Annotated in this window: 23 protein-coding genes; 17 read left to right on the top strand and 6 right to left on the bottom strand. The window is 64.2% G+C overall.

Going from position 1 to position 26,697, the window contains the following annotated elements:
- Nucleotides 1–659, top strand: a 659-nt coding sequence (locus L687_RS31520) for an LGFP repeat-containing protein (protein ID WP_021199796.1), incomplete at its 5' end; no start/stop codon positions are given.
- A gap of 55 nt (nucleotides 660–714) precedes the next feature.
- Here the strand turns inward: L687_RS31520 and L687_RS31525 are convergent.
- Both L687_RS31525 and rfbB read right to left on the bottom strand, forming a co-directional pair.
- Nucleotides 715–2,127, bottom strand: coding sequence for a sugar nucleotide-binding protein (locus tag L687_RS31525; RefSeq protein WP_021199797.1), 1,413 nt, complete (start codon nucleotides 2,125–2,127; stop codon nucleotides 715–717).
- The gene (gene rfbB / locus L687_RS31530; RefSeq protein WP_021199798.1) at nucleotides 2,127–3,125 is read right to left on the bottom strand and encodes a dTDP-glucose 4,6-dehydratase; all 999 of its coding nucleotides are present in this window, start codon (nucleotides 3,123–3,125) and stop codon (nucleotides 2,127–2,129) included. Before rfbB ends, L687_RS31525 begins: the two co-directional genes overlap by 1 nt.
- A gap of 78 nt (nucleotides 3,126–3,203) precedes the next feature.
- On the opposite strand from rfbB, the gene rfbA reads away from it, so the two are divergent.
- The 7 genes from rfbA (at nucleotide 3,204) to L687_RS31565 (ending at nucleotide 13,266) form a co-directional block, all read left to right on the top strand.
- Nucleotides 3,204–4,073, top strand: a complete 870-nt coding sequence (gene rfbA, locus L687_RS31535) for a glucose-1-phosphate thymidylyltransferase RfbA (RefSeq protein WP_031207335.1) — start codon at nucleotides 3,204–3,206, stop codon at nucleotides 4,071–4,073.
- A gap of 83 nt (nucleotides 4,074–4,156) precedes the next feature.
- Nucleotides 4,157–6,091 (top strand): rhamnan synthesis F family protein, encoded by a 1,935-nt coding sequence (locus tag L687_RS31540; protein ID WP_021199800.1) that lies wholly within the window; start codon nucleotides 4,157–4,159, stop codon nucleotides 6,089–6,091.
- Complete coding sequence (locus L687_RS43120) at nucleotides 6,088–7,980, top strand: rhamnan synthesis F family protein (RefSeq protein WP_021199801.1); 1,893 nt, start codon at nucleotides 6,088–6,090, stop codon at nucleotides 7,978–7,980. The genes L687_RS31540 and L687_RS43120 overlap by 4 nt, the downstream gene beginning before the upstream one ends.
- Before the next feature lie 76 nt (nucleotides 7,981–8,056).
- Entirely contained in the window at nucleotides 8,057–8,959 is a 903-nt protein-coding gene (locus L687_RS31550) for an ABC transporter permease (protein WP_021199802.1), read from the top strand.
- Between the two features lie 3 nt (nucleotides 8,960–8,962).
- On the top strand, nucleotides 8,963–10,174 hold the full coding sequence (locus L687_RS31555) for an ABC transporter ATP-binding protein (protein ID WP_021199803.1): 1,212 nt from the start codon (nucleotides 8,963–8,965) through the stop codon (nucleotides 10,172–10,174).
- Nucleotides 10,171–11,043, top strand: a complete 873-nt coding sequence (locus L687_RS31560) for a glycosyltransferase family 2 protein (protein ID WP_021199804.1) — start codon at nucleotides 10,171–10,173, stop codon at nucleotides 11,041–11,043. The genes L687_RS31555 and L687_RS31560 overlap by 4 nt, the downstream gene beginning before the upstream one ends.
- A 237-nt stretch (nucleotides 11,044–11,280) precedes the next feature.
- Nucleotides 11,281–13,266: a DUF7657 domain-containing protein gene (locus L687_RS31565; protein ID WP_021199805.1), complete on the top strand. Its 1,986-nt coding sequence runs from the start codon at nucleotides 11,281–11,283 to the stop codon at nucleotides 13,264–13,266.
- Nucleotides 13,267–13,309: 43 nt separating this feature from the next.
- On the opposite strand, the gene lhgO is transcribed toward L687_RS31565, so the two are convergent.
- Entirely contained in the window at nucleotides 13,310–14,500 is a 1,191-nt protein-coding gene (lhgO, locus tag L687_RS31570; protein WP_021199806.1) for an L-2-hydroxyglutarate oxidase, read from the bottom strand.
- Nucleotides 14,501–14,629: 129 nt separating this feature from the next.
- Here lhgO and L687_RS31575 point away from each other — a divergent pair, with 129 nt between their 5' ends.
- From L687_RS31575 to L687_RS31585, 3 genes are all read left to right on the top strand, one after another.
- Complete coding sequence (locus tag L687_RS31575) at nucleotides 14,630–15,760, top strand: DegT/DnrJ/EryC1/StrS family aminotransferase (protein ID WP_021199807.1); 1,131 nt, start codon at nucleotides 14,630–14,632, stop codon at nucleotides 15,758–15,760.
- 38 nt (nucleotides 15,761–15,798) lie between these two features.
- Nucleotides 15,799–16,725, top strand: coding sequence for an NAD-dependent epimerase/dehydratase family protein (locus tag L687_RS31580; RefSeq protein WP_021199808.1), 927 nt, complete (start codon nucleotides 15,799–15,801; stop codon nucleotides 16,723–16,725).
- Between the two features lie 82 nt (nucleotides 16,726–16,807).
- Nucleotides 16,808–17,260 carry an acyltransferase gene (locus tag L687_RS31585; protein ID WP_021199809.1) on the top strand — a complete coding sequence of 151 codons (453 nt, stop codon included), beginning with the start codon at nucleotides 16,808–16,810 and terminating at the stop codon, nucleotides 17,258–17,260.
- Here L687_RS31585 and L687_RS31590 read toward each other — a convergent pair.
- The 3 genes from L687_RS31590 to L687_RS31600 are packed head-to-tail and all read right to left on the bottom strand — an operon-like array spanning nucleotide 17,246 to nucleotide 20,737.
- A complete protein-coding gene (locus L687_RS31590) occupies nucleotides 17,246–18,655 on the bottom strand; it encodes a hypothetical protein (protein ID WP_021199810.1) in 1,410 nt (469 codons plus the stop codon). The two genes, L687_RS31585 and L687_RS31590, sit on opposite strands and share 15 nt — an antisense overlap.
- 22 nt (nucleotides 18,656–18,677) lie before the next feature.
- Entirely contained in the window at nucleotides 18,678–19,634 is a 957-nt protein-coding gene (locus L687_RS31595; RefSeq protein WP_021199811.1) for a Gfo/Idh/MocA family protein, read from the bottom strand.
- Complete coding sequence (locus tag L687_RS31600; protein ID WP_021199812.1) at nucleotides 19,631–20,737, bottom strand: DegT/DnrJ/EryC1/StrS family aminotransferase; 1,107 nt, start codon at nucleotides 20,735–20,737, stop codon at nucleotides 19,631–19,633. The genes L687_RS31595 and L687_RS31600 overlap by 4 nt, the downstream gene beginning before the upstream one ends.
- Nucleotides 20,738–20,821: 84 nt before the next feature.
- On the opposite strand from L687_RS31600, the gene L687_RS31605 reads away from it, so the two are divergent.
- The 6 genes from L687_RS31605 (at nucleotide 20,822) to L687_RS31630 (ending at nucleotide 26,652) form a co-directional block, all read left to right on the top strand.
- On the top strand, nucleotides 20,822–21,919 hold the full coding sequence (locus tag L687_RS31605) for a lysylphosphatidylglycerol synthase domain-containing protein (RefSeq protein ID WP_021199813.1): 1,098 nt from the start codon (nucleotides 20,822–20,824) through the stop codon (nucleotides 21,917–21,919).
- Nucleotides 21,916–22,566, top strand: coding sequence for a hypothetical protein (locus L687_RS31610; RefSeq protein WP_021199814.1), 651 nt, complete (start codon nucleotides 21,916–21,918; stop codon nucleotides 22,564–22,566). Before L687_RS31605 ends, L687_RS31610 begins: the two co-directional genes overlap by 4 nt.
- A 61-nt stretch (nucleotides 22,567–22,627) precedes the next feature.
- The gene (gene glf / locus L687_RS31615; RefSeq protein WP_021199815.1) at nucleotides 22,628–23,764 is read left to right on the top strand and encodes a UDP-galactopyranose mutase; all 1,137 of its coding nucleotides are present in this window, start codon (nucleotides 22,628–22,630) and stop codon (nucleotides 23,762–23,764) included.
- A gap of 10 nt (nucleotides 23,765–23,774) precedes the next feature.
- On the top strand, nucleotides 23,775–24,593 hold the full coding sequence (locus L687_RS31620) for an ABC transporter permease (protein WP_031207347.1): 819 nt from the start codon (nucleotides 23,775–23,777) through the stop codon (nucleotides 24,591–24,593).
- Nucleotides 24,593–25,327, top strand: coding sequence for an ABC transporter ATP-binding protein (locus L687_RS31625; RefSeq protein WP_021199817.1), 735 nt, complete (start codon nucleotides 24,593–24,595; stop codon nucleotides 25,325–25,327). The genes L687_RS31620 and L687_RS31625 overlap by 1 nt, the downstream gene beginning before the upstream one ends.
- A gap of 80 nt (nucleotides 25,328–25,407) precedes the next feature.
- Nucleotides 25,408–26,652: a glycosyltransferase family 4 protein gene (locus tag L687_RS31630; RefSeq protein ID WP_046398942.1), complete on the top strand. Its 1,245-nt coding sequence runs from the start codon at nucleotides 25,408–25,410 to the stop codon at nucleotides 26,650–26,652.
- Nucleotides 26,653–26,697 lie beyond the last annotated feature (45 nt).

A 26,697-nucleotide genomic window follows, 5' to 3' on the forward strand; every position in this document is an offset into this window, starting at 1 on the left:
CTCAGACCTTCGAGGGTGGGATGGTGTCGTCTTCTGGGGCGGGTGCGTTCGGTGTGTCGGGCCCGGTCTATGCGGCGTATGCCGCTGCAGGCGGGATCTCCGGTTCGTGGGGGGTGCCGGTTTCTGCGGTGGCCGCTCTGCCGGGAGGGACCGGTCAGGCGTTCGGGAGTGGTTCCGCGTATGCGGTGACGAATGGGACGGCGTTCTTCGTGTCGGGTCCCATCCGTGATCAGTACTTCACGCTTGGTGGGGCCACGGGTCGGCTCGGTTTCCCCGTGGGGGCGCAGACGTGCACGTCCACGTTGTGCTCGCAGGAGTTCCAGTACGGGTGGATCAGTTGGTCGGCGGCTGCCGGAGCGCGGGTGGGTGCGCCTGCGATCGATGCCGTGGCGTCGGCTCAGGCCGCGACGCTGGGGGCGAGGATTCCTTCGTCGTTCGTCTATTACTCGTTCAACGGCGGGGGGATGGCCGAGGGATTCGCGAATGGCGCCGTCTTCTTCAAGCGCACCCTGGGTGCGTTCGCGGTCACCGGAAAGGTTCGCGATGCGTACTTCGCCGCGGGAGGTGCCTCGGGTTCGTACGGATGGCCTACCAGCGCACAGGTGTGTGCGGGTGGGGTGTGTTCTCAGACCTTCGAGGGTGGGACGATCCGCTTCTGAGGGGGCGTGAGGCCTTGGGCACCGGTCCGTTCATCGGCCGGCGCCCAAGGAGTCCTCAACCAGCGTTCAAGTAGGCGTTCAGCGTCTCGCGGAACGGAGCCGGCTCGAATCCGGATTCCACGATCTTATCGAGCGCGAGCACACTGTTCGCCGGGCGCGGGGCGACCGGCGTCGAGGCAGAAGCGAAGTACTCGGAGGTCGAGACACCGCTCACGCGCTCGGGCGCATTCCCGGTCAGAGCGAAGACTTCGGCAGCGATCTCCGCCCAAGTTGCGGGTTCGCCCGTACCGGACAGGTTGTAGGTGCCGTAGGCGGCGTCGGTGTGAAGAAGGTGCACGATCGCCGCAGAGATGTCGCTCGTGAACGTCAGCCGTCCCGTTTGATCGTCGACCACTTGCGGATCGATGCCGCGCTCCGCAAGCGACACCATGGTGCGGACGAAGTTCTTGCCTTCGCCGATCACCCATGACGTGCGGACGATGTAGTGCCTCGGCACAGTGCTGACGATCGCGTCGCCCGCAGCTTTGGTCTGGCCATAAACTCCGAGCGGGCGGAAACAGTCGTCTTCGGTGTAGGCATCTTCCTTTGTGCCGTCGAAGACATAGTCGCTCGAGACGTGCACGAGGGTGATGCGGTTCTCCGTTGCCACTTGAGCCAGCGCAGCGACTCCGGCGACGTTTGCCGCCCACGCGGCGGCGCGCCCTTCCGGTGTCTCCGCGAGGTCGACCGCGGTGAACGCGGCGGCGTTGATGATCGTCTCGTAGTCACGCCAGCGCCGTGCGGAGGCGAAGCCGGGGTCAGTGAGATCCAACTCGCTGCGTCCGGCGTACTCGTACTGCGCCGAATCGCCGAGGAGTCTGCGCAGAGCGACACCGAGCTGACCGTTGGCCCCGATCACCAGGGTCTTCTTTGCCGGAATCGGGGCGATGTCCGCGAGGCGCGGATGTGCGAGGTCCTTGGCCGAGATCTCGACCTCGGACAGCGGGATGGGCCACTGGACGGACGCGGTCTCGTCAGCCAGATTCAGGAACGAGTACTCCGCATCCGCCGACCAGTGGTCGTTGACGAGATAGACATAGGCGGTGTCCGGCTCGAGTGTCTGATACGAGTTCCCGACCCCACGCGGGACGAAGATCGCGCGTGACGGATCGATCTCAGCGGTGAACACCGCGCCGAAAGTCGGGCCCTCGCGGAGGTCGACCCACGCGCCGAAGATGCGCCCGGTCGCCACCGATACCCACTTGTCCCACGGCTCCGCGTGGATGCCACGTGTGGTCCCGACCTCGTCGTTAAAGGAGATGTTGTTCTGCACAGGACCGAAGTCCGGAAGACCTGCGGCGATCATCTTCTCGCGCTGCCAGTTCTCCTTGAACCAGCCACGGGAGTCCCCGTGAACGGGAAGGTCGGCGATCAGGAGTCCGGGGATGCCCGTCTCCGACACTGTCAGCGACTTTCCGAACTCCGTCATCACTGTCCCTTGGATGCGTAGAACGTCTCGGTCGCGTCTTTGGAGGGAGCCCACCACGCCTCGTTGTCGCGGTACCACGCGATCGTCGAGGCGAGACCGGATTCGAAGTCCCCGTATGTGGGCGTCCAACCGAGCTCGTTCCGGAGCTTGGTCGAGTCGATCGCGTACCGCAGGTCGTGGCCCGCGCGATCCGTGACGTGATCGTACGCGTCCGCAGGCTGACCCATCTCGGTGAGGATGAGTTCCACGACCGACTTGTTGTCCTTCTCGCCATCGGCGCCGATCAGGTAGGTCTCGCCGATCTCGCCCTTGTCGAGGATCGTGAGAACGGCTGACGAATGATCGTCGGCGTGGATCCAGTCGCGCACATTCTGTCCGGCGCCGTAGAGCTTCGGACGGATACCGCGCAGCACATTCGTTATCTGACGCGGGATGAACTTCTCGACGTGCTGGTACGGACCGTAGTTGTTCGAGCAGTTCGAGATCGTGGCGCGCACACCGAAGGAGCGCACCCAGGCGCGGACGAGGAGATCGCTGCCTGCCTTGGTGGAGGAGTACGGAGAGGAGGGGTTGTAGGGGGTCTGTTCGGTGAACCTCTCGGGATCGTCGAGCTCGAGATCACCGTAGACCTCGTCTGTCGAGATGTGGTGGAAGCGGCGGTCATGACGGCGCGCTGCCTCGAGAAGGGTGTAGGTGCCGATGATGTTGGTGTCGAGGAACGGACGCGGATCGTGCAAGGAGTTGTCGTTGTGCGACTCCGCCGCGTAATGCACGACGGCGTCCACCTCGGAGAAGAGGTCGTCGACAAGCTCGGGGTCCGCGATATCGCCTTCCACGAACCGGAGACGATTCGCCGGGAGGCCCTCCAGCGAGGCCCGATTGCCCGCGTAGGTGAGCTTGTCGAGCACGGTGACATGGGCATCGGTCTTCTCGATGACGTGGTGCACGAAGTTGGAACCGATGAAGCCGGCGCCGCCGGTGACGAGCAGTCTCTGCATGACGACCAGCGTACCGGGTAGGGTCTGCCCGATTCGGGGCGTTTGTTCAGGCGAGCGCGATCAGGGAGACTAGTGATCATGCGTGGCATCATTCTCGCCGGCGGCACAGGCTCCCGGTTGCACCCGATCACCCTCGGCGTCTCCAAGCAGCTGGTCCCGGTGTACGACAAGCCGATGATCTACTACCCGCTGTCGACGCTGATCCTCGCCGGCATCCGCGACATCTTGATGATCACGACGCCCCACGACGCAGAGTCCTTCCAGCGTCTGCTCGGGGACGGGTCGAAGTTCGGTGTCTCCATCACGTACAAGACCCAGCCGTCCCCGGATGGCCTTGCGCAGGCATTCATCTTGGGGGAGGAGCACATCGGCGACGACTCGGTGGCCCTCGTCCTTGGTGACAACATCTTCTACGGCCAGGGCATGGGCACGCAGCTTCGTCAGTACACAGAACTCGACGGTGGCGTCGTCTTCGGCTATTGGGTCGACGACGCCGCGGCATACGGGGTGGTGGAGTTCGACCGCGAAGGCAAGGTGGTCTCCCTCGAGGAGAAGCCCGCCCACCCGAAGAGCAACTACGCCGTTCCCGGGCTCTACTTCTACGACAACGACGTGATCGAGATCGCGAAGGCTCTCAAGCCCTCACCTCGTGGAGAGCTCGAGATCACCGACATCAATCGCGAGTACCTCGACAGGGGAAAGCTCAAAGTGCAGCTGCTCACCCGTGGTACCGCTTGGCTCGACACGGGGACATTCGATTCACTCGCCGAAGCGACGGACTTCATCCGCACGGTGGAGAAGCGCCAGGGACTCTCGATCGGTTGCCCGGAAGAGGTCGCGTGGCGGATGGGGTTCCTCACGGATGACGAGCTGCGAGAGCGCGCGGAGCCGTTGCGCAAGAGCGGGTACGGCGAGTACCTCCTCAAGGCGCTCGCACAGGGACGCTGACTAGGCTCGTCCGAGTTCAGTGACATTCCGCGCTTGGCGCGGGCATGAGTTGTGCCCTCCCACCGAGGGTCTGGAGGGATCAGATGACGACGCCGGGGCAGAAATCAGCGACATTTCCTGATGGCGGGAAGCGGCTGGTCATCTACGTCGTCTACGACCGTCGTGGGACGGTCGAGGAGTTCGTCCGGTTCGCGTTGGAAGGCATGCGAGACGACGCCGCGCACATTCTCGCGGTGGTGAACGGGCCTCTGGACGATGCCGGTCGAGCCACGCTCGAGAGCGTGACCGACGACATTCTGGTGCGCACCAACACCGGTTTCGATATCTGGGCGCACAAGGAGGGACTGGCGCATATCGGCGATCGAATCGCCGAGTTCGACGAGGTGCTGCTGACGAACGACACCTGGTTCGGCCCGGTTCGTCCGTACGGTCCGGTCTTCGAGCGGATGAATGCTCGTGAGGTGCATTTCTGGGGCATGACCGATCACGAGTGGGAGCCGCTCAACAAGTTCACGAACGAGGGTGAGCTTCCGTATCACCTCCAGTCCTTCTGGATCGCCGTCCGCAAGGAGATGTTCTTGTCTCCCGACTGGCAGGAGTACTGGCGGGATCTGCCGGAGATGCCGTCCTACTTCGATGCGGTGCTCAAGCACGAGACACAGTTCACGAAGCATTTCCAAGAGCGCGGCTACTCTGCTTCGGTCGCTTTCGCGTCGCACGACTATCCGACCGAGCACCCCTCGCTGTTCAACGCCGATCTTCTTCTTGCCGACGGCTGCCCTCTGGTCAAGCGTCGTCCCTTCTTCCACTATCCCCCCTTCCTCGACCGGCATGCCGTCATCGGACGGCGGACGGCTGCGGCGATCGCCGGATACGGCTATCCGATCGAGTTGATGTGGAGCAACCTCGCGAAGAACGTGCAGCCGAAGACGCTGAACACCGATGCGGGAATGCTCGAAGTGCTCGACGAGAGCGCTCATGCCCCGGCACCGAGCAGACGCATCGCGGTCCTTGCTCACTGCGCGGATCCGCGGACGATCGACCATATTCTCAATCGGCTCGAGCAGATCCCCGTCGATTTCGATCTGGTGGTGACGACACTCGACGACGACAGCGCGACCCGTATCCGGACGGCGATCGATGATCGGCGACTCACGAAGGCGACCGGCTTCGACATCCGTGTCGTGCCGTCGAAGCACGGACGCGACATGAGCGCGTTCTTCATCGGATGTCGGGACATCCTCGTGTCCGACCGGTACGACCTCGTCGTCAAGATCCACTCCCGCGCCCCGCGGAAGCGCGGGGCGAACATCGCACGGTACTTCCGCCGCTACCAGCTCGAGAATCTCATCTCGAGTCCCGGGCAGTTCTCGAACCTTCTCGCCCTGTTCGAGCGTGAACCAGGACTCGGAGCGGTCTTCCCGCCGATGATGCATATCGGATACGCCCTCGCCGGGCGAGGATGGTCGCAGTACCGGGAGCCCGCGCTCGAGATCAGCGAGCGTCTCGGCATCAACGTGCCGTTCGACGGCGCCTCGCCCCTGGCCCCGATGGGCGGCATGTGGGTTGGACGTCCGAAGGCTCTCCGCCTGCTGCTGGATGACCAGCTCCGTTATGAAGACTATGTCGCCGCGAAGCGTGGCGGGGCCGACCTCGCCCGCGTGCAAGAGCGTCTTCTGCCGCTTGCACTGGGCGAGATCGGCTACCACTGCCGCACGGTGCTCAATCAGGAGCACGCGGGGATTGCCTACGCGAATCTTGCGTACAAGCTCGATCAGCTCTCGATCACGCCCCCGGGCTACCCTCTGGAGCAGATCCAGTGGCTGCATCGCGCAGGATGGGCCGGCGCCGGCGGAATCGTCGCGATGACCCGCATGTATATGCGTTTGAACCATCCGACGACTTCCGCGCGTCTCGCGCCGGTCATGCGCCCGTTCGTCGCCGTGGCCCGCATCGGGATGCATACGCTCCGCAAGGTGCTCCGACGAGGACGTCCGATCGAGGGAGAGCTGCTGTGATTGTCAACGATCAGCCATCGCGACTCACGTCGGAGAGCAGACGCGCGGTCATCTACGTCGTGTTCGACCGCCGCGGCGCGGTCGAGGACTATGTGCTGTATGCGCTGGAGCAGATGCGCGCAGACGCGGACCACATCCTCGCGGTCGTCAACGGCGCCCTGAGTCCGGAGGGACGCGAGCGTCTCGAGGCAGTGACGGACGACATCCTCGTGCGTCCGAACGAGGGGTTCGACATCTGGGGCCACAAGGCAGGTATCGATCACCTGGGCGACGGCATCGAGAAATTCGACGAGGTCGTGCTCACCAACGACACCTGGTTCGGTCCGGTGCGACCGTACGGGCCGGTGCTGGACAGGATGGCGTCGCAGGATCTGGACTTCTGGGGCATGACGGACAACGTCCGAATGAAGAATCCTGCGACAGGTGAGGGGCGGGTGCCTGACCACCTGCAATCGTTCTGGATCGCGGTGCGCAAGCGCATGTTCATGTCCGGCATCTGGCGCGACTACTGGCGCGATCTGCCGGCTATGGATGATTACTATGCGGCTGTCCTCAGTCACGAAGTGACGTTCACACAGCGGTTCCATGACGCGGGTTTCGTCTCTGCAGCGGCTTTTTCCGCCGAGAACTATCCGACGGATCATCCCGCGCTCTTCAACGCCGATCTGCTCATCGCCGACGGATGCCCGCTCGTCAAGCGTCGTCCGTTCTTCCACTGGCCGCCGTACCTGGACCGTCACGGCGTGATCGGCAGGTGGATCGCCGAGGACATGGCATCGCACGGATATCCCGTCGAGTACATGTTCTCGAACCTCGCCCGCAATGTGCCGCCGAAGGATCTCAACGTCGATCTCGGGTTGAACGATGTTCTGGGCGACATCGACCACGGGTTCGACCCCTTGCGCGCCCCGCGGGTCGTCGCCATCCTCCACATCTTCTACGTCGACATGACGGACGAGATGCTGGACCGCGTCGACATGCTCCCCACCACCTACGACCTCGTCATCACGACCCAGGATGAGAGGCGTGCTGCGGACATTCGTGAGATCGTCGATGCGCGGCCGCGTGACGGTCGCGCGGTCGACGTGCGCGTGGTCGCGTCGAACGATGGTCGTGATCAGAGCGCGTTCCTCGTGGGCTGCAAGGATGTGCTCCTCGACGGCGGCTACGATCTCGTCGTCAAGCTTCACTCGAAGAAGACCCCGCAGGATGGTTTCAACGTCGGGCGCGCCTTCAAGGAGCAGCAGTTCACGAATCTGCTCGCAAGTCCGGGATATGCCGCGAACGTGCTCGCCCTGTTCCAGCGCGAGCCGGGACTCGGGATCGTCTATCCGCCCATGGTGCACATCGGCTACCCGACCATGGGGCGCGCCTGGTGGGCGAACAAGCCGGGATTCGAGAAGCTTGCTGCCCAGATGGGGATCATGGTGCCTCTCGACGACATCTCACCGCTTGCGCCGTACGGTTCGATGTTCATCGCGCGACCGGAGGCGCTTCGTCTCCTGGTAGAGCAGCCGTGGGAGTACTCGGACTTCGGAGGTGCTGAGGCCTACCAGGACGGCGGCCTCGCCCACGTCCTGGAGCGGGTACCGAGCTATGCGGCCGCGGAGCTCGGGTTCCACACGCGCACGATCACGAACGCCGAGTACTTCGCCGTGAGCTACACGACGCTCGACTTCAACTTCGACGAGATGTCCTCGACCGTTCCCGGACGCACCTACGAGCAGATCACCTTCCTGCGCGGTATCGGACATGTGGGGGAGGGGAAGCTGCGCGATTTCGCGCGGATGTACATGCGTCGCAACCACCCTGGCGCCGGAGCCCGAATCCGTGCCGCGCGCGAGCGTATCGTCGGCGGCATCCGCCGGCGCCTCCCCGGGCATCGGTGAGGCGCGCCGCGCCGAGGCACAGGTTCTGCTGAGGATAGGCTCAGGGACGACCCGAACACCCGAAAAGGAAACCCCCGTGGACAGATTCACTCGGCTCGCCGCCGAGCCGTTCACCACGATCGACGCGCGCGGACTCCGCGACGGTGGTCGTGGCGGCAAGGTCGGCGAACTGTACCGACGGCGCGAACTTCTGATACTGCTCATCCGTCGCGACCTCCAAGCACGCTATCGCGACAGCTTCCTCGGGTTCCTGTGGACCGTGATCCGCCCGCTGGTACAGTTCCTGGTCTATTTCATCGTGCTCGGACAGATCCTCGGCGCTTCACGGGGGATCGACAACTTCGCGATCTACCTTTTCGCCGGTTTCACTCTCTACACGTTCTTCGCCGACGTGATCTTCGGCTCGACGGGGTCGATCATCTCCAACGCCGGACTCGTGAAGAAGATCTATCTCCCGCGTGAGATCTTCCCGCTGGGAAGCATCGGTGCGGCCAGCTTCATGTTCCTGGTGCAGCTGGGTGTGCTGCTGGTCGCGGCGCTGCTCCTCAACGGACTCCCAGAGCCGGTGCACATGCTGTGGTTCTTCCCGTCGCTCGGGATGGTGCTGCTGTGGGGAATTGCGACCGGGCTGCTGCTGTCCGCCCTCAACGTCTACCTTCGGGATATCCAGTACCTCACCGAGGTCGTCATGATGCTCGCGATGTGGGCCTCGCCGATCGTCTACTCGTGGACCATGGTCAAGACGGTGGTGGCGCAGTACGACCTTCCCGCGTGGCTTCTCGAGGTGTACCTCGCGAACCCGCTCACCGTGGGGGTATTCGGATTTCACCGGGCGTTCTGGGGCTCCGGCACCGTCGCCGACTACCCCCCGAACCTCGGGCTGAGGATGGCGATCATGAGTGTCATCGGGCTCGTGTTCCTCTGGATCTCGCATCGCGTCTTCACGCGCATGCAGGGCAATTTCGCGCAGGAGCTGTAGGCCATGATCGATAACACCGACCTCTCATCCCGCCCGGACATCATCCGTCTCAAGGGCGTGAGCAAGAAGTTCCGCGTGCGCAAGGACAACAACCTCAAGGACCGCATCGTCCACTTCGGAAGGCACGGCAAAGCCTTCCGAGAGGAGTTCACCGCTGTCGACGAGATCTCGCTCGACATCAAGGCGGGCACGACCGTCGGGCTGCTGGGCCAGAACGGCTCGGGAAAGAGCACGTTGCTGAAGCTCATCGGCGGTATCGTGGCGCCGACGACCGGTACCGTGGAGGCTCGGGGGCGCATGGCCGCGCTTCTGGAGCTGGGCGCAGGGTTCCACCCCGATCTCTCCGGCAGGGAGAACGTCTATCTCAATGCCGCGATCCTCGGGCTCAGTCGCGCTCAGATCGACGAACGGTTCGACGACATCCTCGAGTTCAGTGGAATCGGCGAGTTCATCGAAACCGCCGTGAAGTTCTACTCGTCCGGAATGTATGTGCGACTGGCTTTCGCTGTTGCGGTGCACACCGATCCGGACGTGCTTCTCGTCGACGAGGTTCTCGCCGTCGGCGATGAGGCTTTCCAGCGCAAGTGCATGGACCGCATCCACCAGTTCCGTGAGGAGGGCCGGACGATCATCCTCGTGAGCCACTCCGCGCAGCAGGTTCAGGAGCTCTGCGACCGCGGCATCCTGCTCCATCACGGGAAGCTGGTGTTCGACGGGGACATCAATCGCGCGGTGGACGGACTGCGTGACGTGCTCGCCGACCGCGAGGTGGGCGAGGCGCCTCCGGAGGAGACCATCCATCCGATCCAGGTGAAGCGCATCGAGCTGGTGGACGACGATGGCGCAACCATCAAGGAGCTCCAGACGGGCGATCCGTTCACGGTCCGTGTGCATGTCGATACGCTGCGGCCGATCGAGCGATGGGAGATCGGCTTCAGCATGGACACCCCGCTCGGGCAGATGGTGATGGCCTCGAACACCGAGGTGCTCGGCGTGGTGCTCGATCCGATCGCAGGCAAGACTGTCGTGGATCTCCGCATCGCCCAGGCCGGATTCGGTCCGGGGGACTACTTCGTGAATGCGAACGCCGCCGGCGTGAGCGAACCGAGCAGCCACGGCCTCATGCGCGGCGCCACGTTGCGGGTGCGGACCGACGACACCACGATGGGTACCGTGGCGGCGAAGATCACCGTGGACTCCTCGGTGGGACGATGACGCCACCGCCGAAGGTCGCCGCTGTTGTCCTGGCCTACCGTCCGTCATCGAGCATCCGCGACAACCTTGCGAAGCTCGCCGTCCAGGCAGACCACATCTACCTGGTGAACAACTCGCCGGACGACGAAGTCACTGAGAAGCTCCTCGCCCCGTTACGCGACGGTGACGCCCTGACCGTCCTGGACCAGACGAAGAATGTCGGCGTCGCCGCAGGATTCAACGCGGGGATGAGGCAGGCTCTCGGCGCAGGATTCGACTATGTGTGGGTCTTCGACCAGGACAGCACTGTGGCAGACGGGATGCTTGAGGCGCTCATCGGTGCCTTCTCGCCTGCCGGCCGTCCCGTCGCCATCGCCGGGCCGGCGCTGCGTGCCGAGGAGACCGGCCACTTGTACGACGGCGAGAACCGGGTGGGTGTCGAGGAGCAGGTGGCAGTGATCTCCTCGGGTGCGCTCTTCTCCCGGGCGGCGCTGGAGAAGATCGGGCTTCACGATGAACGCCTCTTCATCGACTACGTCGATCACGACATTTCGCTCCGAGCACGCCGAGCGGGTTACCGCGTGGTCAAGGTGTACGACACGGTACTCGACCATCGGTTCGGCGACTCGGTGCCGTCTACTTTCCTCGGCAGACGGATCTACCTCTCGAACTACTCGCCCATGCGTCAGTACTACATGACGCGTAACCGCATGATCATGATCCGACGGTACGGCTTCGGCCGTTGGTTCTGGGACGACGCTGCATACGCGACGAAGGCCTGGATCAAGATGCTGCTCTGCGAGCGCGAACGGGGCCCGAAGATTCGCGCTGGCATACGCGGGTTCATCGACGGAGCGCGGTTTCGTCAGGTGAGATCAACCGTCGGCTGAGTGCGTGCCTTGGGCGGGCCGGCCTGCGAACGGGGGAGCACCGCGTTCTCAGGCTTGATCAGATCCTGTCGATAGGATGTGACCTGCTGTTCGGCTCGACGGGCAGTTCCCTCTTCCCGCCATCATGGCAGTGATCTAGTGAGGCATGAGTTGTTGTCATCGTCAACGCCCCCGAACGAGGCAGGGTCCAGGCCGTCCCGCTGGGCGGCGGTCCGAGATTCCTACCGCAGTTTCGTCATGCCGAGGGAGGACGGGCTGCCCAATCGTCGAGTCCTGCTCGCCCCTCTGAGCCTGCTGGCAGCGGTGTTCGTGCTACTGGTCATCCTCGGCATCACCGGTTCGTCCACGGGAGTGATGCACGGCCTCGTGAGCAACGACGCCGATTCGGATCTGATCGCAGGCATGCCCGAGCCGATCCGGAGCGACGAGTGGTTCGTGCAGACGACATGGACGATCTCGCAGGTCGAGCAGGGGCTGCCTACCCGCAACGAGACCTTCCCGGGCGGCATGGACGCGACGGTCCAGCATGACCTGCCGACGCGCGACTGGTCGACAGCCCTCCGCCCGCACCTCGTCGGCTTTCTCTTCCTTCCACTCGACCAGGCGATGGCCGTGAAATGGTGGCTCCCGGCATTCGCATTGGTCGCCGCCGCGTTCCTGTTCGCCGTGACGCTCCTCCCTCGACGCCCGATCACCGCCTTGCTCCTGTCTTGCGGCTTCTTCCTCGCGCCATTCTTCCAATGGTGGTTCTTGTCGATCACGCTTTATGCGCCCGCGTGGGCGCTTCTGGTGATGGCGGCGATCGTCTGGTGCGTGAGGTCTCGGCACCGGACGGGGAAATGGGTGCTGGCGGCGCTCGTGGCCTACCTCACCGCGACGATGGGAACGGGAATCTACGTGCCGTTCATCGTCCCCGTCGTGTGGGTGGTCGCTGCCTTCGGCGTCGGATTCGTCCTCATGCCCTCTGTCGACAGACCGCGATTCGTGGACCGTCTGAAGGCGGTGGTCCCGGTCTTCATCGCCGGTGCGGCCGGTGTGGCACTCCTCTGCATCTGGCTGGTGACCCGTTGGGACACGATCGTGGGCTTCACGAGCACGGTCTATCCCGGGGAAAGACTCCAGCCGGTCGGTGGGGGTGGCGGGTACGAGCTCGCGGCTTTGTTCAGTGGTCCCTTCTCGCCGATCATCGGACCGTCCGGCGGCGTGCCATGGGGCATGAACAGCTCCGAATCGGCGACATTCGTACTTCCCGGTCTCTTCCTGCTCGTGCCGCTCATCTGGATCGCTCTTCGCCGCTTCCGAAGAGGCGAGGGGGTCGATTGGCTCACCGTATGCCTCTCCGTCGTCGCCGTGGTGTTCCTGGCATACATGTTCCTGCCCGGGTGGGACCCGGTCTCGCACCTGCTCCTGCTGGATCGAACAACCTATGGCCGGGTGAGGCTCGGATTCGGACTTCTCAGCCTCGTCCTCGTCGTGGTCGCCGGCACCCGACTCGCCGATGAGCGCGGTCGGGGCGGCGGTCTTCGGCTGCCTGCCGCGGTCGCGACGATACTCGCCGCCGCGAGCGTCGGGGTCGCCGCTCTCATCGGCGCTTCCGGCGACTTCAGCTTCCGGGACTTCGCCGCGGCGAATCCATTGGTCGCGGGGGCCACGGTCCTGTGCGTCGCTCTGTTCGTCGCGAGCGTGTGGCTGTTCGCGACCAACCGGATCGCTGTCGGGGCGGGGCTCGTGCTCGTGCTGTCGCTGCTGTCCACGGCGGGTGTCAATCCGCTCTACCGTGGTGTGCTCGACCTCCGCGAGACGCATGCGGTGGATGCCATCGAGAAGATCGACGCGACGGAACCGGGGGATTGGGTGGGCATAGCCGACTCTCCGCTGCCGACGATGATGCTCGTTCAAGCCGGGGTCGCCTCCTACAACGGTTTCCAGAGCGCACCGTCGCCGGAGATGTGGGAGGAGATCGATCCGACGAACAGCAGTGAGAAGAATTGGAACAGGCTGGCGAACGTCTCGTGGGTGGTAGGCGACGGAGATCCCGATCCCCGCAACCCGGCACCGGATCAGATCCAGCTGACCTTCGATTCCTGCAGTGCGTTCGCGCAGGCGAACGTGGAGTACGTGATCGCCGAGAGCGACATCTCGCAGGACTGCGTCCGTCTGGTGACCACGACGACGGACGGACCGACCAAGATGCGCATCTACGAAGTCGTTCCCGTGTCCTGACGGCGATTCGGACGTCGGCGGAGGAGCCGGCGTCCGAATCCGCTCAGTCCAGGAAGCCGGCCCTCCGGCAGATATCCTCCGCGATGACCAGGGCACTCGTGGCCGCCGGTGAAGGTGCATTCAGCACGTGCACCTGCTGAGGGGCGATCTCGAACAGGAAGTCATCGACGAGTTTGCCGTCCTTCGTGATCGCCTGCGCGCGGATACCGGCGGGGGACGAGGTCAGGTCACGGGCTTCGATACCGGGGACGAGGACCGACAGACTCTGCGCGAACATCCGTCGGGAGAACGAGCGCAGGACCTCTTTCACGCCGACCGGGATGTTGTGAGAGGCCATGCGGAGGAACCCGGGGTAGGTGATGTCGCCGATCGCCTCGGGAATGTTCAGTTTCGCCCAGCTGTAGCTCTCTCGTCCGAGTGCGGTGACCGCGTTCGGACCCGCATGGCGACTGCCGTCGATCATCTTCGTCAGGTGGACGCCGAGGAACGGGAGGTCGGGGTCCGGAACCGGGTAGATCAGTCCCCGAACGAGGTGTTCCTTCTCGGCCGAGAGGTGGAAGTACTCACCGCGGAAGGGCACGATGCGTGCCGAGGGGCGCAGCCCCGCGAGTCGCGCGACCTTGTCGCTGTGCAGACCGGCGCAGTTGATCAGGAAGTCTGCACGTGTCGTGCCCTTAGTGTGCTCGACGACGACGTGCCCGTTCTCATTGCGGATCGCTGTGGCCTGGGCTCCGAGGATCATCTCTGCGCCGTGCTCGGCCGCCATCTCCGCGAGACGTCGGCTCACGGCGGCGTAGTCGATGATTCCCGTCGTCTCGACGCGAAGTGCGGCCACACAGGCGACGTGCGGCTCGTACTCGTGCGCCTCCGCGGCCGTGAGCCAGCGGGTGGGGACGCCGTTCGCCTGGGCGCGCCGCTCCAGCTCCTTGAGGTTCGGCAACTCGGACTCATTCGTCGCGACGATGAGCTTGCCCGTGAACTCGTGTGGGATACCGTGCTCGACCGCGAACCTCCGCATGCTCGCGTTGCCCTGGACGCACATCTTCGCCTTCAGGGAACCCGGCTTGTAGTACGGTCCCGCATGAATGACGCCGGAATTGCGGCCCGTCTGGTGCAAGGCCCACGCCTCTTCCTTCTCGAGGACCACGACGCGCTGTCCCGAGCGTGCCGCGCGCTCCGCAACGGCGAGGCCGACGATGCCGCCGCCGATGATGACGACACTGGTTCCTGGCACGGTAAATCTCCTTGACGACAACAAGCGGGTAGGATGGCGGTGGCGATTCTGGTGCCCGCACCACGTTTCGATCCTACGGCTCCGAGTGCCGTGAACTCTCCGAACCCCACTTCAAGCGAAAGGTGAACGATGGCGCACACCGTCGCTCTCGGCGAACCGACTGTCGGACCAGAAGAGCTCGCGGCGGTTCAGCGCGTGTTCGATTCGGGATGGCTTTCCGGAGCAGGACCGACGTGCCGTGAGTTCGAAGGGCGCTTCGCGGAAGCGGTCGGCACCGCGCACGCACTCGCCACGAGCAACTGCGGATCTGCGCTCCACCTCGGGCTCGATGCCCTCGGCGTCAAGCCGGGGGATGAGGTCATCGTCGGCGACTACACCTTCCCTGCCACCGGACACTCCGTCATGTGGACGGGGGCGAAGCCGGTGTTCGCGGACATCCGTCCTGACATCTGGTCGGTGGATCCGGCGGCAGTCGAGGCGTCGATCACCGAGCGCACCGTGGGCATCCTCGCCGTCGACGTGTTCGGTCAGCCTGCGGATTACGACGAACTTCGCGCCATCGCCGACAAGCACGGCTTGTTCCTCATGGAGGACGCGGCCTGTTCTGCCGGAGCCTCCTACAAGGGGCGGCCCGCGGGAAGCCTTGCGGACGTGGCGACCTTCAGCTTCCACGGGCGAAAGGGCATCACCGCCGGCGAAGGCGGAGCCCTCGTCACCGACCGTTCAGACCTCGCCGAGCGCGCACGAAAGCTCCACACCTACGGCATCGCGCCCGCCCTGTCGCGCGAGGGGAGCTCGGACCTCCCGATCCCGTCCTTCGACGAAGCGGGCTACAACTACCGTCTCTCCGACATCTCCGCGGGGATCATGCTCGCGCAGCTCGATCGGCTTCCTGGGCTCGTGGCTCGCCGCGGCGAGATCGCCGCCGCCTACGCGGAGCGTCTTCGTGGCCTCGAGGGAGTCACCGCTCCGGTCGCCCTGGACGACCGCACTCACCCGTGGCAGTCGTACGTGGTGACGCTCGATGCTGATATCGATCGTGGGCTCGTCGCCGCGCATCTCCGCAACAGCGGTGTGCAGTGCAACTTCGGAACCTACGCATCGCACATCCAGCCTGTGTACGGGTTCGAGGGTTCACTGCCGGTGTCTGCAGACCTTTTCACGCGTCATCTCGCGATCCCGATGCACGCGAATCTGACGTTCGACGACGTGGATCGTGTCGTTGAGGTCCTTGCCGAAGCCATCCCGCTCGCGCGTTGACGCGGGCTGTTTCCACTTACCAAAGGAGTATCGATTCAATGAGTGACAAGAAGGTCTTCGTCGTCGGAGGCGCCGGGTTCATCGGGCTTCACGTGGTCCAGCGACTGCTCGACGAGGGATGGACCGTTCGCATCTTCGACAACATGTGGCGCGGTGACCGCGACGCAGCGAACGAACTCACGAAGACGGGCCGTGTTGACGTCATCGATCAGGACATCCGCAACGGCGCAGCCGTTCGGAACGCCATGGAGGGATATGACTACGTCATCAACCTCGCCGCGGACTCCATCAACAAGTCTGTCGCTGATCCGTACGCTTCGTTCGACACCAACGTCGTCGGCATGCACAACGTGATCGCCTCCGCATCCGAGCTCGGCGCGAAGCGCATCGTGATCGCGTCCAGCGCATCGGTGTACGGCGACCCGGAGAAGCTCCCGATGCACGAGGATGACCGCCTCAACCCCCTCACGCCGTACTGCATCGGTAAGCGCACTGCCGAGGACATGCTCGGTTACTACCAGCGTCAGACGAATCTCCCGTGGATCGCGCTGCGCTTCTTCAACGTGTACGGCGAGGGACAGAAGACGACGGCCTACTACACGTCGGTCATCAACCACTTCGTCAACCGCCTCAAGAACGGTGAGGCGCCGGTCATCGACGGCGAAGGCAAGCAGTCCATGGACTTCATCCATGTCAAGGACATCGCCCGTGCTGTGGTGCTCGCCCTCACCTCGGAGAAGGCCAACGTTCCGGTCAATGTCGGAACCGGAATCGATACGACGGTCGCCGACCTCGCGCGCATCCTGATCGCCGCGGTCGGAGCTGACGTGGAGCCGCAGTTCAATCCGCGTCCGGTGCTCGTCTCGCGTCGTGCGGCAGACACGACGCGCGCGAAGGACGTGCTCGGGTTCGAAGCCGAGATCGACGTCGTGTCGGGCATGACCCGACTCGTGCAGAACTCCTGACGCGGGTTCACCCTACGAGATGGGGGCGCGATGGCCACGCCGTCGCGCCCCCAGTTCGTTCATTCGGCGCAGAGGAGCGACCATGACCAGCCTTCCGGACAACCCCTACAATCCAAATGCCTGGATCATCGGCGAGCCGCGCATCGGTGCGGGCACCTGGATCGGCGCATTCACGCTCATCGACGGGTCGGGCGGACTGTCGATCGGCGAAGGATGCGATATCTCCTCCGGAGTGCACATCTACACCCATTCGAGCGCGAAGCGCTGCGTTTCGGGTCGCGCGTACGATCAGGTCGACCGGCAGCCCGTGGCCATTGGCGACCGCGTGTTCATCGGCGCGAACGCCGTGATCAACATGGGCGTCACGATCGGTGATGAGGCGGTGATCGGTGCCGGTGCAGTGGTCACGGGGCCCGTCGCTGCGCGGAGCATCGTCGCGGGCGTACCTGCGCGGGTGATCGGTACTGTCGACTTGTCCGAGCCTGCAGATCCGAGCTTCGAGCCTGTCACGAAATCCCGTTCAGATCGCGCCTGACACCGTACCGAGACCGGTGAGCACGGCGATGACGGCGAGTAGCATCGCGAACCAGCGGTTGCGTATCATCAGCAGTGCGAGCATCGCGAGCAGCGGTGTGAACGCGCTGGAGTAGCGATCGACGATCGGGAAGTCGAACCCGAAGTTCATCCAGTTCATGATCCGCAATGCCGGCGGATACACGATGATGGTCGCGAGGGTCCCGAGGGCGACGAGATTCACCGAGGCGTCGAAGGCGGTCGGTGCCCAGCCCCGGGCACCAGTGACCTGCGCGCGCGGCAGGAGAGCGTCGACGGTGCTGAACTTGTACCATCGCTGGAGCAGCAGTGCGACGACGATGCCACCGAAGATGAGCGTTCCGATCCAGATGGGCGCTCCTTCGGAGAAGGCGTGCGCGAGCCGCCCGATGAAGCTCTCAGGCTGGCTCTTTATCCCGTGAGTCTCTCGCCAGGGCGTGTGCAGCAGAGAGAGCTCCAGAGTCGCCCCGACCAGAATGTCCTTCTTGCCGCTGGGGGGGAGGAAGCCATACAGCGCTTCGTTCGACACCGTTGCTCTCGCAGCGATGAATCGACCCCAGGCGATGATCGGCAGCAGGACCAGCGCTGAGAGGGTTCCCAGTTGCCACCATCGTGGGTGCCACTCCAGCTCGCGGAAGAACGCGGCTCGCTTCCAGATGAGTGCGACGAGCATTGCGAGGCCGAAGCCACCAGCCGGCAGCACGACGGTGACTGCGATGGACGACGCGAACGCCACGGAGAGCGCGAACCAGACGAAGCCCCTGCCTCGCCGCATCCATAGCAGCCCGGTACCCCCGATCAGTGCCCCTGCGAGTACGGATGTCGACGTCGGGTTCACGATCGTGCCGGCGAAGACGACCATCGAGGTCGCGATCGGCACAGCGGTGACGGCGATCAACCGGGCACCCCGCAAGCCGAGCAGCCAGCCGAAGACGGCGGTCGCCACGACACCGAGGAAAAGCGTGAGGGCGCTGAAGACGCGAAAGCCCTGGAGGAGATCCTCGGAGCCGGTGATTGCGCCGAAGATCTTCTGGAACCCCGCCGCTGCGAAGAAGTAGGTGGGATAGTGCCCGTAGCCTGTGCTGTACTTACCCGATGGAATAGCGTCGGGCGTGACTCTGGGGTCGCCGCACGGGTAGGGGATGTCTCCTCCTTCGTGCCCGACGCCGCAAGCCCACTCATCCAGGAGTTCCTGGCCGAGAAGCATGCCCCGGTAGGGCAACTCGCCCTGCCCCGCCTTGACCGCCGTGTCGAAGTGGATGTGCTCGTCGATGACGGAGAGCGGATGTCCGTCCTGCGCGATGGTGAACAGCCCCGCCCCGAAAAGCGAGATGAACAACGAGAGAACTACGAGGGGGATCGCCCTCCGCGCCGCCACGACGCCTCTTCTCGGGAGATCCTTACCCACGGCCTGCGAGAAGGGCAGCGATCACCATGTGCGCGGGAGCGATCGAGCTTCGCTCGGCGTCGGCGTCGGCGTCTCCGTTCACGAGGTCGACGAAGTGGTCGAACTGCGCCGCGAGCGGCTCTCGCGAGGTCACGAGTTCGGGAATGTCGATCGTTGTCTGCTGGCGGTAACCCCGTCCGTCCACGTCTACGGCATCTGCTGAGACATGCCGGTAGACGGTGACGTCGCGACGAAGGAGGTCGATCTCCACCAGACGATCGAGTTCGTGGATCAGCAGGCTCCGTTCCTTGCGCTGGCCGATACGGCTTGCTGACAACTGTGCGACCTGACCTCCGCTGAACCCGAGCGTAGCCGTCGCGACATCCTCCGCGCCGGACTCGGAGTCCGGGTGGAAGTAGCCGAGGCTTCCCTCGATCTTGGTGGGTTCTCCACCCAGCAGGCTGATCGCCAGGTCGGCGTCGTGGATGAGGAGATCCCATGCGACACCGGTTCGAATGCGCGGGGCGTAGGGGGAGTGGCGCACGGAGGTGACGTGCAACGGTTCGTTGATCAGGTGGCGAGCGGTGAGAACAGCGGGATTGAACCGCTCGAGCAGACCGCACAAGATCGGCACGCCGGCGGCTTCCGAGAGAGCGAGGATTTCCTGCGTGCGCTCGTAGCCGTTGACGACCGGTTTCTCGACGAGGAGGGGCTTGCCTGCAGCCAGGACCTGTCGGGCGAGGGCGTCGTGCGACTCGGTGGACGCGGCGACGATCACAGCATCAATGTCGTCGAGGTCGCCCAGCTCGGGTGCCCACTCGGAGTCGTACTTCGTTGCGACTGCCTCGCCGACGGAGCGTCGGCCGTCGATCACTCGCGCCAACGAGGCCCGATCGGAGGAGGCGACGACGCGGGCGTGATACGACCCCATCGTGCCGGCTCCGACGAGTGCAATACGAGGCTGGCTCATGACTCTCCTTCAGCGACGGTGCGGACTGTTGCGATGATGGTGTCGAGCTGCTCGCGTGTCAGGTGATTGTGCACGGGGAGTGAGACGACCTGGGCCGCGAGCATCTCCGCGACCGGCGTCGGCTCGATCACCACATCGGGGCGGTTGCGGTATGCGTCGTAGTCGAACACGAGTCTCGGGTAGTACACGCCCGCGCCGATTCCCGCGTCGTTCATTCGCTCGACGAACTCGTCTCGCGTCACCGCAGCGTCGGGAGTGACACGAATCGTGTACTGGTGCCACACGTGTCGGCGACCGGGAAGCTCTCCAGGGGTGATGACCCCCTTGACGTCGGCGAGACCGGCGCTGAGGTACGCGGCATTGTCGCTGCGCGTCTCGACGATGCCGTCGTAGCGATCGAGCTGCGGCAGCACCAGAGCCGCCTGGAGGTCGGTCAGACGATAGTTCTGGCCGAGCATGGCGTAGTCGTAGCGGGCGCGCATCCCCTGGTTGCGGAGGATGCGCAGGCGGTCGGCGAGTTCGTCATCGTTCGTGGTGACCATCCCGCCTTCGCCGGTGGTCAGGTTCTTCGTCGCGTAGAAGGAGAACGAGCCGATGTCGTAGCTGCCGGCCGCCTGGTCGCCGAGCTTGCTTCCGTGGGCCTGTGCTGCGTCCTCGAGGATTCGGAGGCCGCGGTCTCTCGCGATGCCGGAGATGGCTTCCATCTCGGCGATCTGGCCGAAGATGTGGACGGGCATGATCACCTTGGTGCGGTCGCTCAGGCGCGACTCGATCGAGGCAGCCGTGATGTTGAAGTCTTCCTCGGAGATGTCCGCGAAGCGTGCGGTCGCGCCGGCCTCAAGGATCGCGTTCAGTGTCGCCGCGAAGGTGAAGGGGCTCGTGATGACCTCGTCGCCGGGCTCGAGGTCGAGGCACTGCAGGGATGCGATGAGCGAAGTAGTGCCGTTGTTCACCGCGATCGCGTGTCGAACGCCCGTGAGTTCGGCGAAGCGCTTCTCGAACTCCGCGACGAGCGGACCCTGGGCGACTCGACCGGAGCGGAGGACCTCGAGCACGAGACGCTCTTCCTCGGCTCCGAACTCGACGACGGTGATTGGTATCATGAGACCTACTCATCTGGATGAACGTGAACCAGACCAGCATAACGTCGAGTGACCGTGCCCCCAGTTCACACGGCGGAAGCCCATATGTCCGGCGTCACCGCCTTGCTTGCAAAGAAAGAGGGAATCCTCATCGCTGAATCCCGCAGCGCCCGCTCCTGGGTGCTTCTGATCCTGCGCTATGTGCTGCTGGCACTGGTCCTCGGGTTTGCTGCGTACTATCTCATCTCGCAGTGGGACGAGGTCTCGGCCGCCATCAAGCTGATCGCCTGGCAGTCTGCTGTTCTGTCGTTCCTGCTCGTGCTCGCAGGCCTCGCGCTCGGCACGATCAGTTGGATCGCCATCCTGAACGGTCTCGGTGAGGACAGGGTGCCATTTCTTCGAGCGGCCCAGATCCTCCTGGTCGGACAACTCGGGAAGTACGTGCCGGGATCGGTGTGGTCGTACGTCATGCAGATGGAACTCGGGCGCCAGTACAACGTCTCGAGGCCGCGCGTGCTCATCACCGCTCTCTACTCTGCGGGCGTCGGCGTGGTGGCCTCCCTCATCCTCGGCGCGCTGGCCGTTCCGCTGCTCTCCCAGGAGCAGCCCGAGTTGCTGTGGTTGTTCGCACTGCTTCCGGTCGGGCTGATCTGCCTGCATCCCGCAGTGATGACCTGGTTAGCTTCCCTCGTTCTGAAACTGTTCCGGCGACCGCCGCTCGATCATCGGGTCAAGGTGTCGACGGTGCTCATCGCCCTCAGCACCTCCATCGGGTCGTACATCTGCTACGGCTTGCATCTGACATTGCTGGTCAACTCCCTGGCGGATCCCGACCCGCAGACCGTGGTGTTGTTGACGGGTGCGATGGCGATCGGGTTCTCGCTCAGCCTGTTCGCCTTCATCCTTCCGTCGGGGATCGGGGTGCGCGAGGCCGTGCTCGTCGCAGCGATGGCGACGATCGTCACCGTCCCGCAGGCGGCCGCCGTGAGCGCCGTGTCGCGGATGATGTTCACCGTCGGCGACGTGGCAGCGGCCGGGGTCGCGGTGCTCTTCGTCATCATCATGCGCCGTCGACTACGTGACGAAGGGTCGATCAGCACCCTCGACCTGAGCGGGGAGCACGAAGCTCCCTCACATGAGCACCCTGCAGCGCCTGTGCGCGGCGAGGATGACGCAGCCGTGAAGAAGGATTCCTCCTCGTGAACACGATCCATCCGAGCGCACATGTTTCCCGCGGGGTCGAACTCGGCAGCGGAAACGTCGTCGGGCCCGGGGTCGTCATCCATCCCGGGGTGCGCCTCGGCGACGACAACTGGATCGGTGCGGGTGTCGTCCTCGGCGCACCGCCGGAGGTCAGATCGTTCGCCCATCCTCGCGACGAGGAGGATTCGTATGGAGCTGGCCTTCTGATCGGGTCGCAGAACGTCATCCGCGAGGCGGCGCAGGTCCATCAGGGTTCCCAGCGACCGACCGAGATCGGCGACGGCGCCTTCATCATGAACCAGGTGTACGTCGCGCATGACGGCAACATCGGGAACGGCGTGACGCTCGCGTCCAGCGTGTTGCTCGCAGGTCACGTCACGGTCGGCGAGCGGGCGAACCTCGGTCTGGGCGTGGCGGTTCATCAGTTCCGCACCGTGGGCGTGGGAGCGATGGTGGGAATGGGTTCGGTCGTGACCGCCGATGTTCCCGCCTTCGCCAAGGTCTACGGCGTGCCCGCGCGGGTCGTGGGTGCGAACGTGGTCGGCATGCAACGTTCCGGCATCGCGAACGCTGATGCCGAGGATCTCGATCGCCGCTATCGGGACGGCACAGCATTCGACGATGTCCTGTCCCGGCTGCTCGGCTGACGCGGCGCTCGCTGTCTGACCCTCACACTTCGATCAAGACTGGGAAACTGACGTGTCTACATTGGATCTCCTCGTAGTCGGTTCGGGCTTCTTCGGCCTCACCGTCGCGGAACGCGCTGCCGAGGCCGGCCGTCAGGTGACGGTCATCGACAGACGTCCTCACATCGGTGGCAACGCCTACAGCGAGGCAGAGCCCGAGACAGGGATCGAGGTCCACCGCTACGGAGCGCACCTCTTCCACACGTCGAATCCGACGGTGTGGGAGTACGTCAACCGCTTCACCTCATTCACGAACTACGTGCATCGCGTCTACAGCACGCACAAGGGCACGGTCTTCCCGATGCCGGTGAACCTCGGCACGATCAATCAATTCTTCCAATCCGCGTACACACCCGATCAGGCTCGTGCATTGATAAGGGAGCAGGCAGGCGAATTCGATGTGAAGACGGCTGCCAATTTCGAAGAGAAGGGCATCGCGCTCGTCGGGCGCCCGCTGTTCGAGGCGTTCTTCCGCGACTACACCGCGAAGCAGTGGCAGACCGATCCTCAGAAGCTCTCCGGCGACATCGTCAGCCGCCTCCCCGTGCGCTACACCTACGACAACCGCTACTTCAACGACACTTGGGAGGGGCTGCCTACGAACGGCTACACGGCGTGGCTCGAGCGGATGGCCGATCACCCGAACATCGACGTGCAGTTGGAGGTCGACTTCTTCGACGAGTCGCAGCCGTTCAACAAGAAGGCCACGGTCGGACAGGTGCCCATCGTGTACACGGGGCCCGTCGACCGCTACTTCGGTTATGCGGAGGGTGCTCTGAGCTGGCGGACCCTCGACTTCGAGCAGGAAGTCCTCGACGTCGGCGACTTCCAGGGCACCAGTGTGATGAACTACCCCGATATGGATGTGCCGTATACCCGAATCCACGAGTTCAAGCACTTCCATCCGGAGCGCAAGGACGTCTACGACTCCGACCGAACGGTGATCATGCGCGAGTTCTCGCGCTTCGCGAGCCGTGACGACGAGCCGTACTACCCGGTGAACACGGCGGCTGACAGGGGCGGCCTCCTCGCGTACCGTGAGCTCGCCAAGGGCGAGACGGGTGTCCACTTCGGCGGACGCCTCGGCACCTACCAGTACCTCGACATGCACATGGCCATCGGCTCGGCGCTGTCGATGTGGAACAACAGTCTCTCGTAGACTCGACATCGTGAGTCACGCTGCTGTCGGGGCGCCCGGGACGCCCCGGCGATATCTGCATTCGTTGTGGCTGCTGTCGTCCCGTGACCTGAAGGTCCGCTACTCGACCAGCCTCCTCGGGTATCTGTGGTCGGTGCTGGATCCGCTCGTGATGAGTGCGATCTACTGGTTCGTGTTCACACAGGTGTTCAACCGCGACGTCGGCGAAGAGCCCTACATCATCTTCCTGATCAGCGCGCTGCTCCCGTGGGTGTGGTTCAACGCTTCGGTGTCCGACTTCACCCGTGCGTTCAAGAAGGACGCCCGGCTGGTGCGCTCCACCGCCATCCCGCGCTCGATCTGGGTGAATCGGATCGTGCTCAGCAAGGGCATCGAGTACTTGTTCTCGCTGCCGGTACTGGTGCTCTTCATCGTCGTGAACCTGTTCGTCGAGCTGGATCCGGGGCGAACCGTGCACGTCGGCTGGGGCATCCTGTGGATGCCGGTGGCGATGATTCTGCAGACCGTTCTCCTCGTCGGGTTGGGCCTGCTCATTGCCCCGCTCTGCGTGCTCTTCGTCGACCTCGAACGCACGACGGCACTGGTTCTGCGCGCGATGTTCTATGCGACACCGATCATCTACAACGTCACCGATCTTCCCGGCATCTTCCAGACGCTCGGGGCATTCAACCCTCTTGCGGGAATCATGATGCTCTATCGCATGCCTTTCTTCCCTGATCAATGGAACCCGTTCACCCTGACCATCAGCGTCGTCATGAGTCTGTTGATCCTCGGACTGGGCATCTGGACATTCCGGAGCCTGGAACGACCCGTCCTGAAGGAGCTGTGATGGGCGCGGCCATCGAAGTGCGGGGGCTCGGCGTCCACTTCCGTCGCAACAGGCGCGGCAGCCGCAGCTTCAAGGATCTCTTCGCCGGTGCTTCTCGGCGTTCGCGCCCGGGTGAGTTCTGGGCACTCCGCGACGTGACGTTCTCGGTCGAACCGGGGGAGTCGATCGGTGTCGTCGGGCGCAACGGTCAGGGGAAGTCCACTCTCCTCCGTCTGGTCGCGAAGGTGCTTCTGCCGGACGAGGGCACGGTCGAGGTGAACGGCGGAGTGGCTCCGCTCATCGAGATCACCGGGGGGTTCGTCGGAGATCTCACGGTTCGGGAGAACGTGCGTCTGACCTCGGGTCTGCACGGGATGTCACGCGAAGAGGTGAGTCGACGCTATGACGGCATCATCGAGTTCGCCGAGCTCGCTGGATTCGAGGACACGCCTTACAAGCATCTCTCCAACGGGATGAAGGTCCGACTCGCCTTCGCCGTCGTCTCGCAGCTCGACGAGCCCATCCTGCTCGTCGACGAGGTGCTGGCGGTGGGCGACAAGGCTTTCCGTGAGAAGTGCTACACGCGCATAGACGAGTTGCTGGCAGACGGGCGCACGCTTTTCTTCGTGAGCCACAACGAGCGCGACCTTCGGAGGTTCTGCACTCGGGGACTCTACCTCGACAAGGGTGCGCTCGTCCTCGACGCCTCGATCGGCGAAGTCCTCGACATGTACAACGCGGACCACTCGGGGTGAGATGTCCCCAGCCGGAGTCTTGTTAGGCTGGTCAGCTGTGCGCGGATTCCCGCGGTCGCACGTATCGAAATGGACTGGGCATGAGAATTGCAGTCGTAAACAACTTCTTCCCGCCTCGCCCTGGTGGCTCGGCGCATCTCGCTCAGCACCTTGCGAAGAAGTATGCAGCAGCCGGGCACGAGGTCCTCGTGCTCACCGCGACATACGGCGAGGCGCCGCGGGAAGAGACGAAGGACGGGATAAGGATCGTGCGGATTCCCGCCTGGACCCTGCCCAAGACGCGGTTCGCCGCGAACTTCGACATCGGGTTCGTCTCTTCCCCGAGCGCGAAGCGTCGTGTGTTCGAACTGCTCGATGCGTTCGCGCCCGACGTCGTCCACCAGCACGGGCAGTTCTTCGACCTCACCTGGCTCAGTGGATGGTGGGCGAGAAAGCGACGTGTGCCCACCCTCCTGAGCATTCACACCCGGCTGGAAAGCCCGTTGAGCAAGTTCAACTCGTTCGTCTACGGGGCCGCCGACCGGATGCTCGTCGCTCCTCTCATGCGGGTCCATCGGCCGAAGCTCGTGGTGATGGACATCCTGATGGATCGCTACATCGACAAGCGGTACGCGCGCTGTATCAGTGGAAAGGTGAACATTCCGGTGGGTATCGATCCCGCCGTCATGCGAGGCGGGGATGCCTCCGTCGCGATCGCGAAGCTGGGGCAGCCGGGCAAACGCATCATCGTCTCGATCGGACACGTGATTCCGCAACGGAGCCGCATCGCGCTCGTTCGCGCTCTGCCGCAGATCCTCGTCGAGCACCCCGACACCCTGGTCGTGGTCGTCGGCGGGGTCTACCACGATGAGTTCCTGAAGATCGCGGCTGAGCTCGATGTCGAGCACGCCGTCGTCGCGCTGGGCGCTCTGCCTCAGGCAGAGGTGCCCGACTATCTCGCTGCGGCGGAGATCGAAGTCCACGAACTCGAAGGTGGTGGGTTCGGGACAGCGAGCCTCGAAGCGCTCGCATCCGGTATCCCCGTGATCGCGGCGATCGAGCCGGACAACTTCCTCGATCTCGTCGTGGAGAGCGGGCGAGAACTGTTCATCGTTCCGCCCGTGAGTTCGAAGGATCCCGGAGCCGATCCCGTGGCGCTGGCCGCTCTGATCAATCAGATTCTCGACAACCCCGAAGCGACGCGCGAGGCCGTGTCGATGAATGCTCAGGCGTTCATCGACCAGAACTTCACCATCGATGCCGTCGCCGGGCGCCACCTCGAGGTCTTGAAGGAGCTCGCGGAGGAACCGATTCAGACGGGTTCACGCTCGAACCGCGCCGGGTAGGCCGGACAGCCGGCGTGAACGTGGTTGCCGTGCCGACAGCAACCA

Origin of the sequence: Microbacterium maritypicum MF109 (assembly GCF_000455825.1) — a bacterium.
Lineage (GTDB): Bacteria > Actinomycetota > Actinomycetes > Actinomycetales > Microbacteriaceae > Microbacterium > Microbacterium maritypicum_A.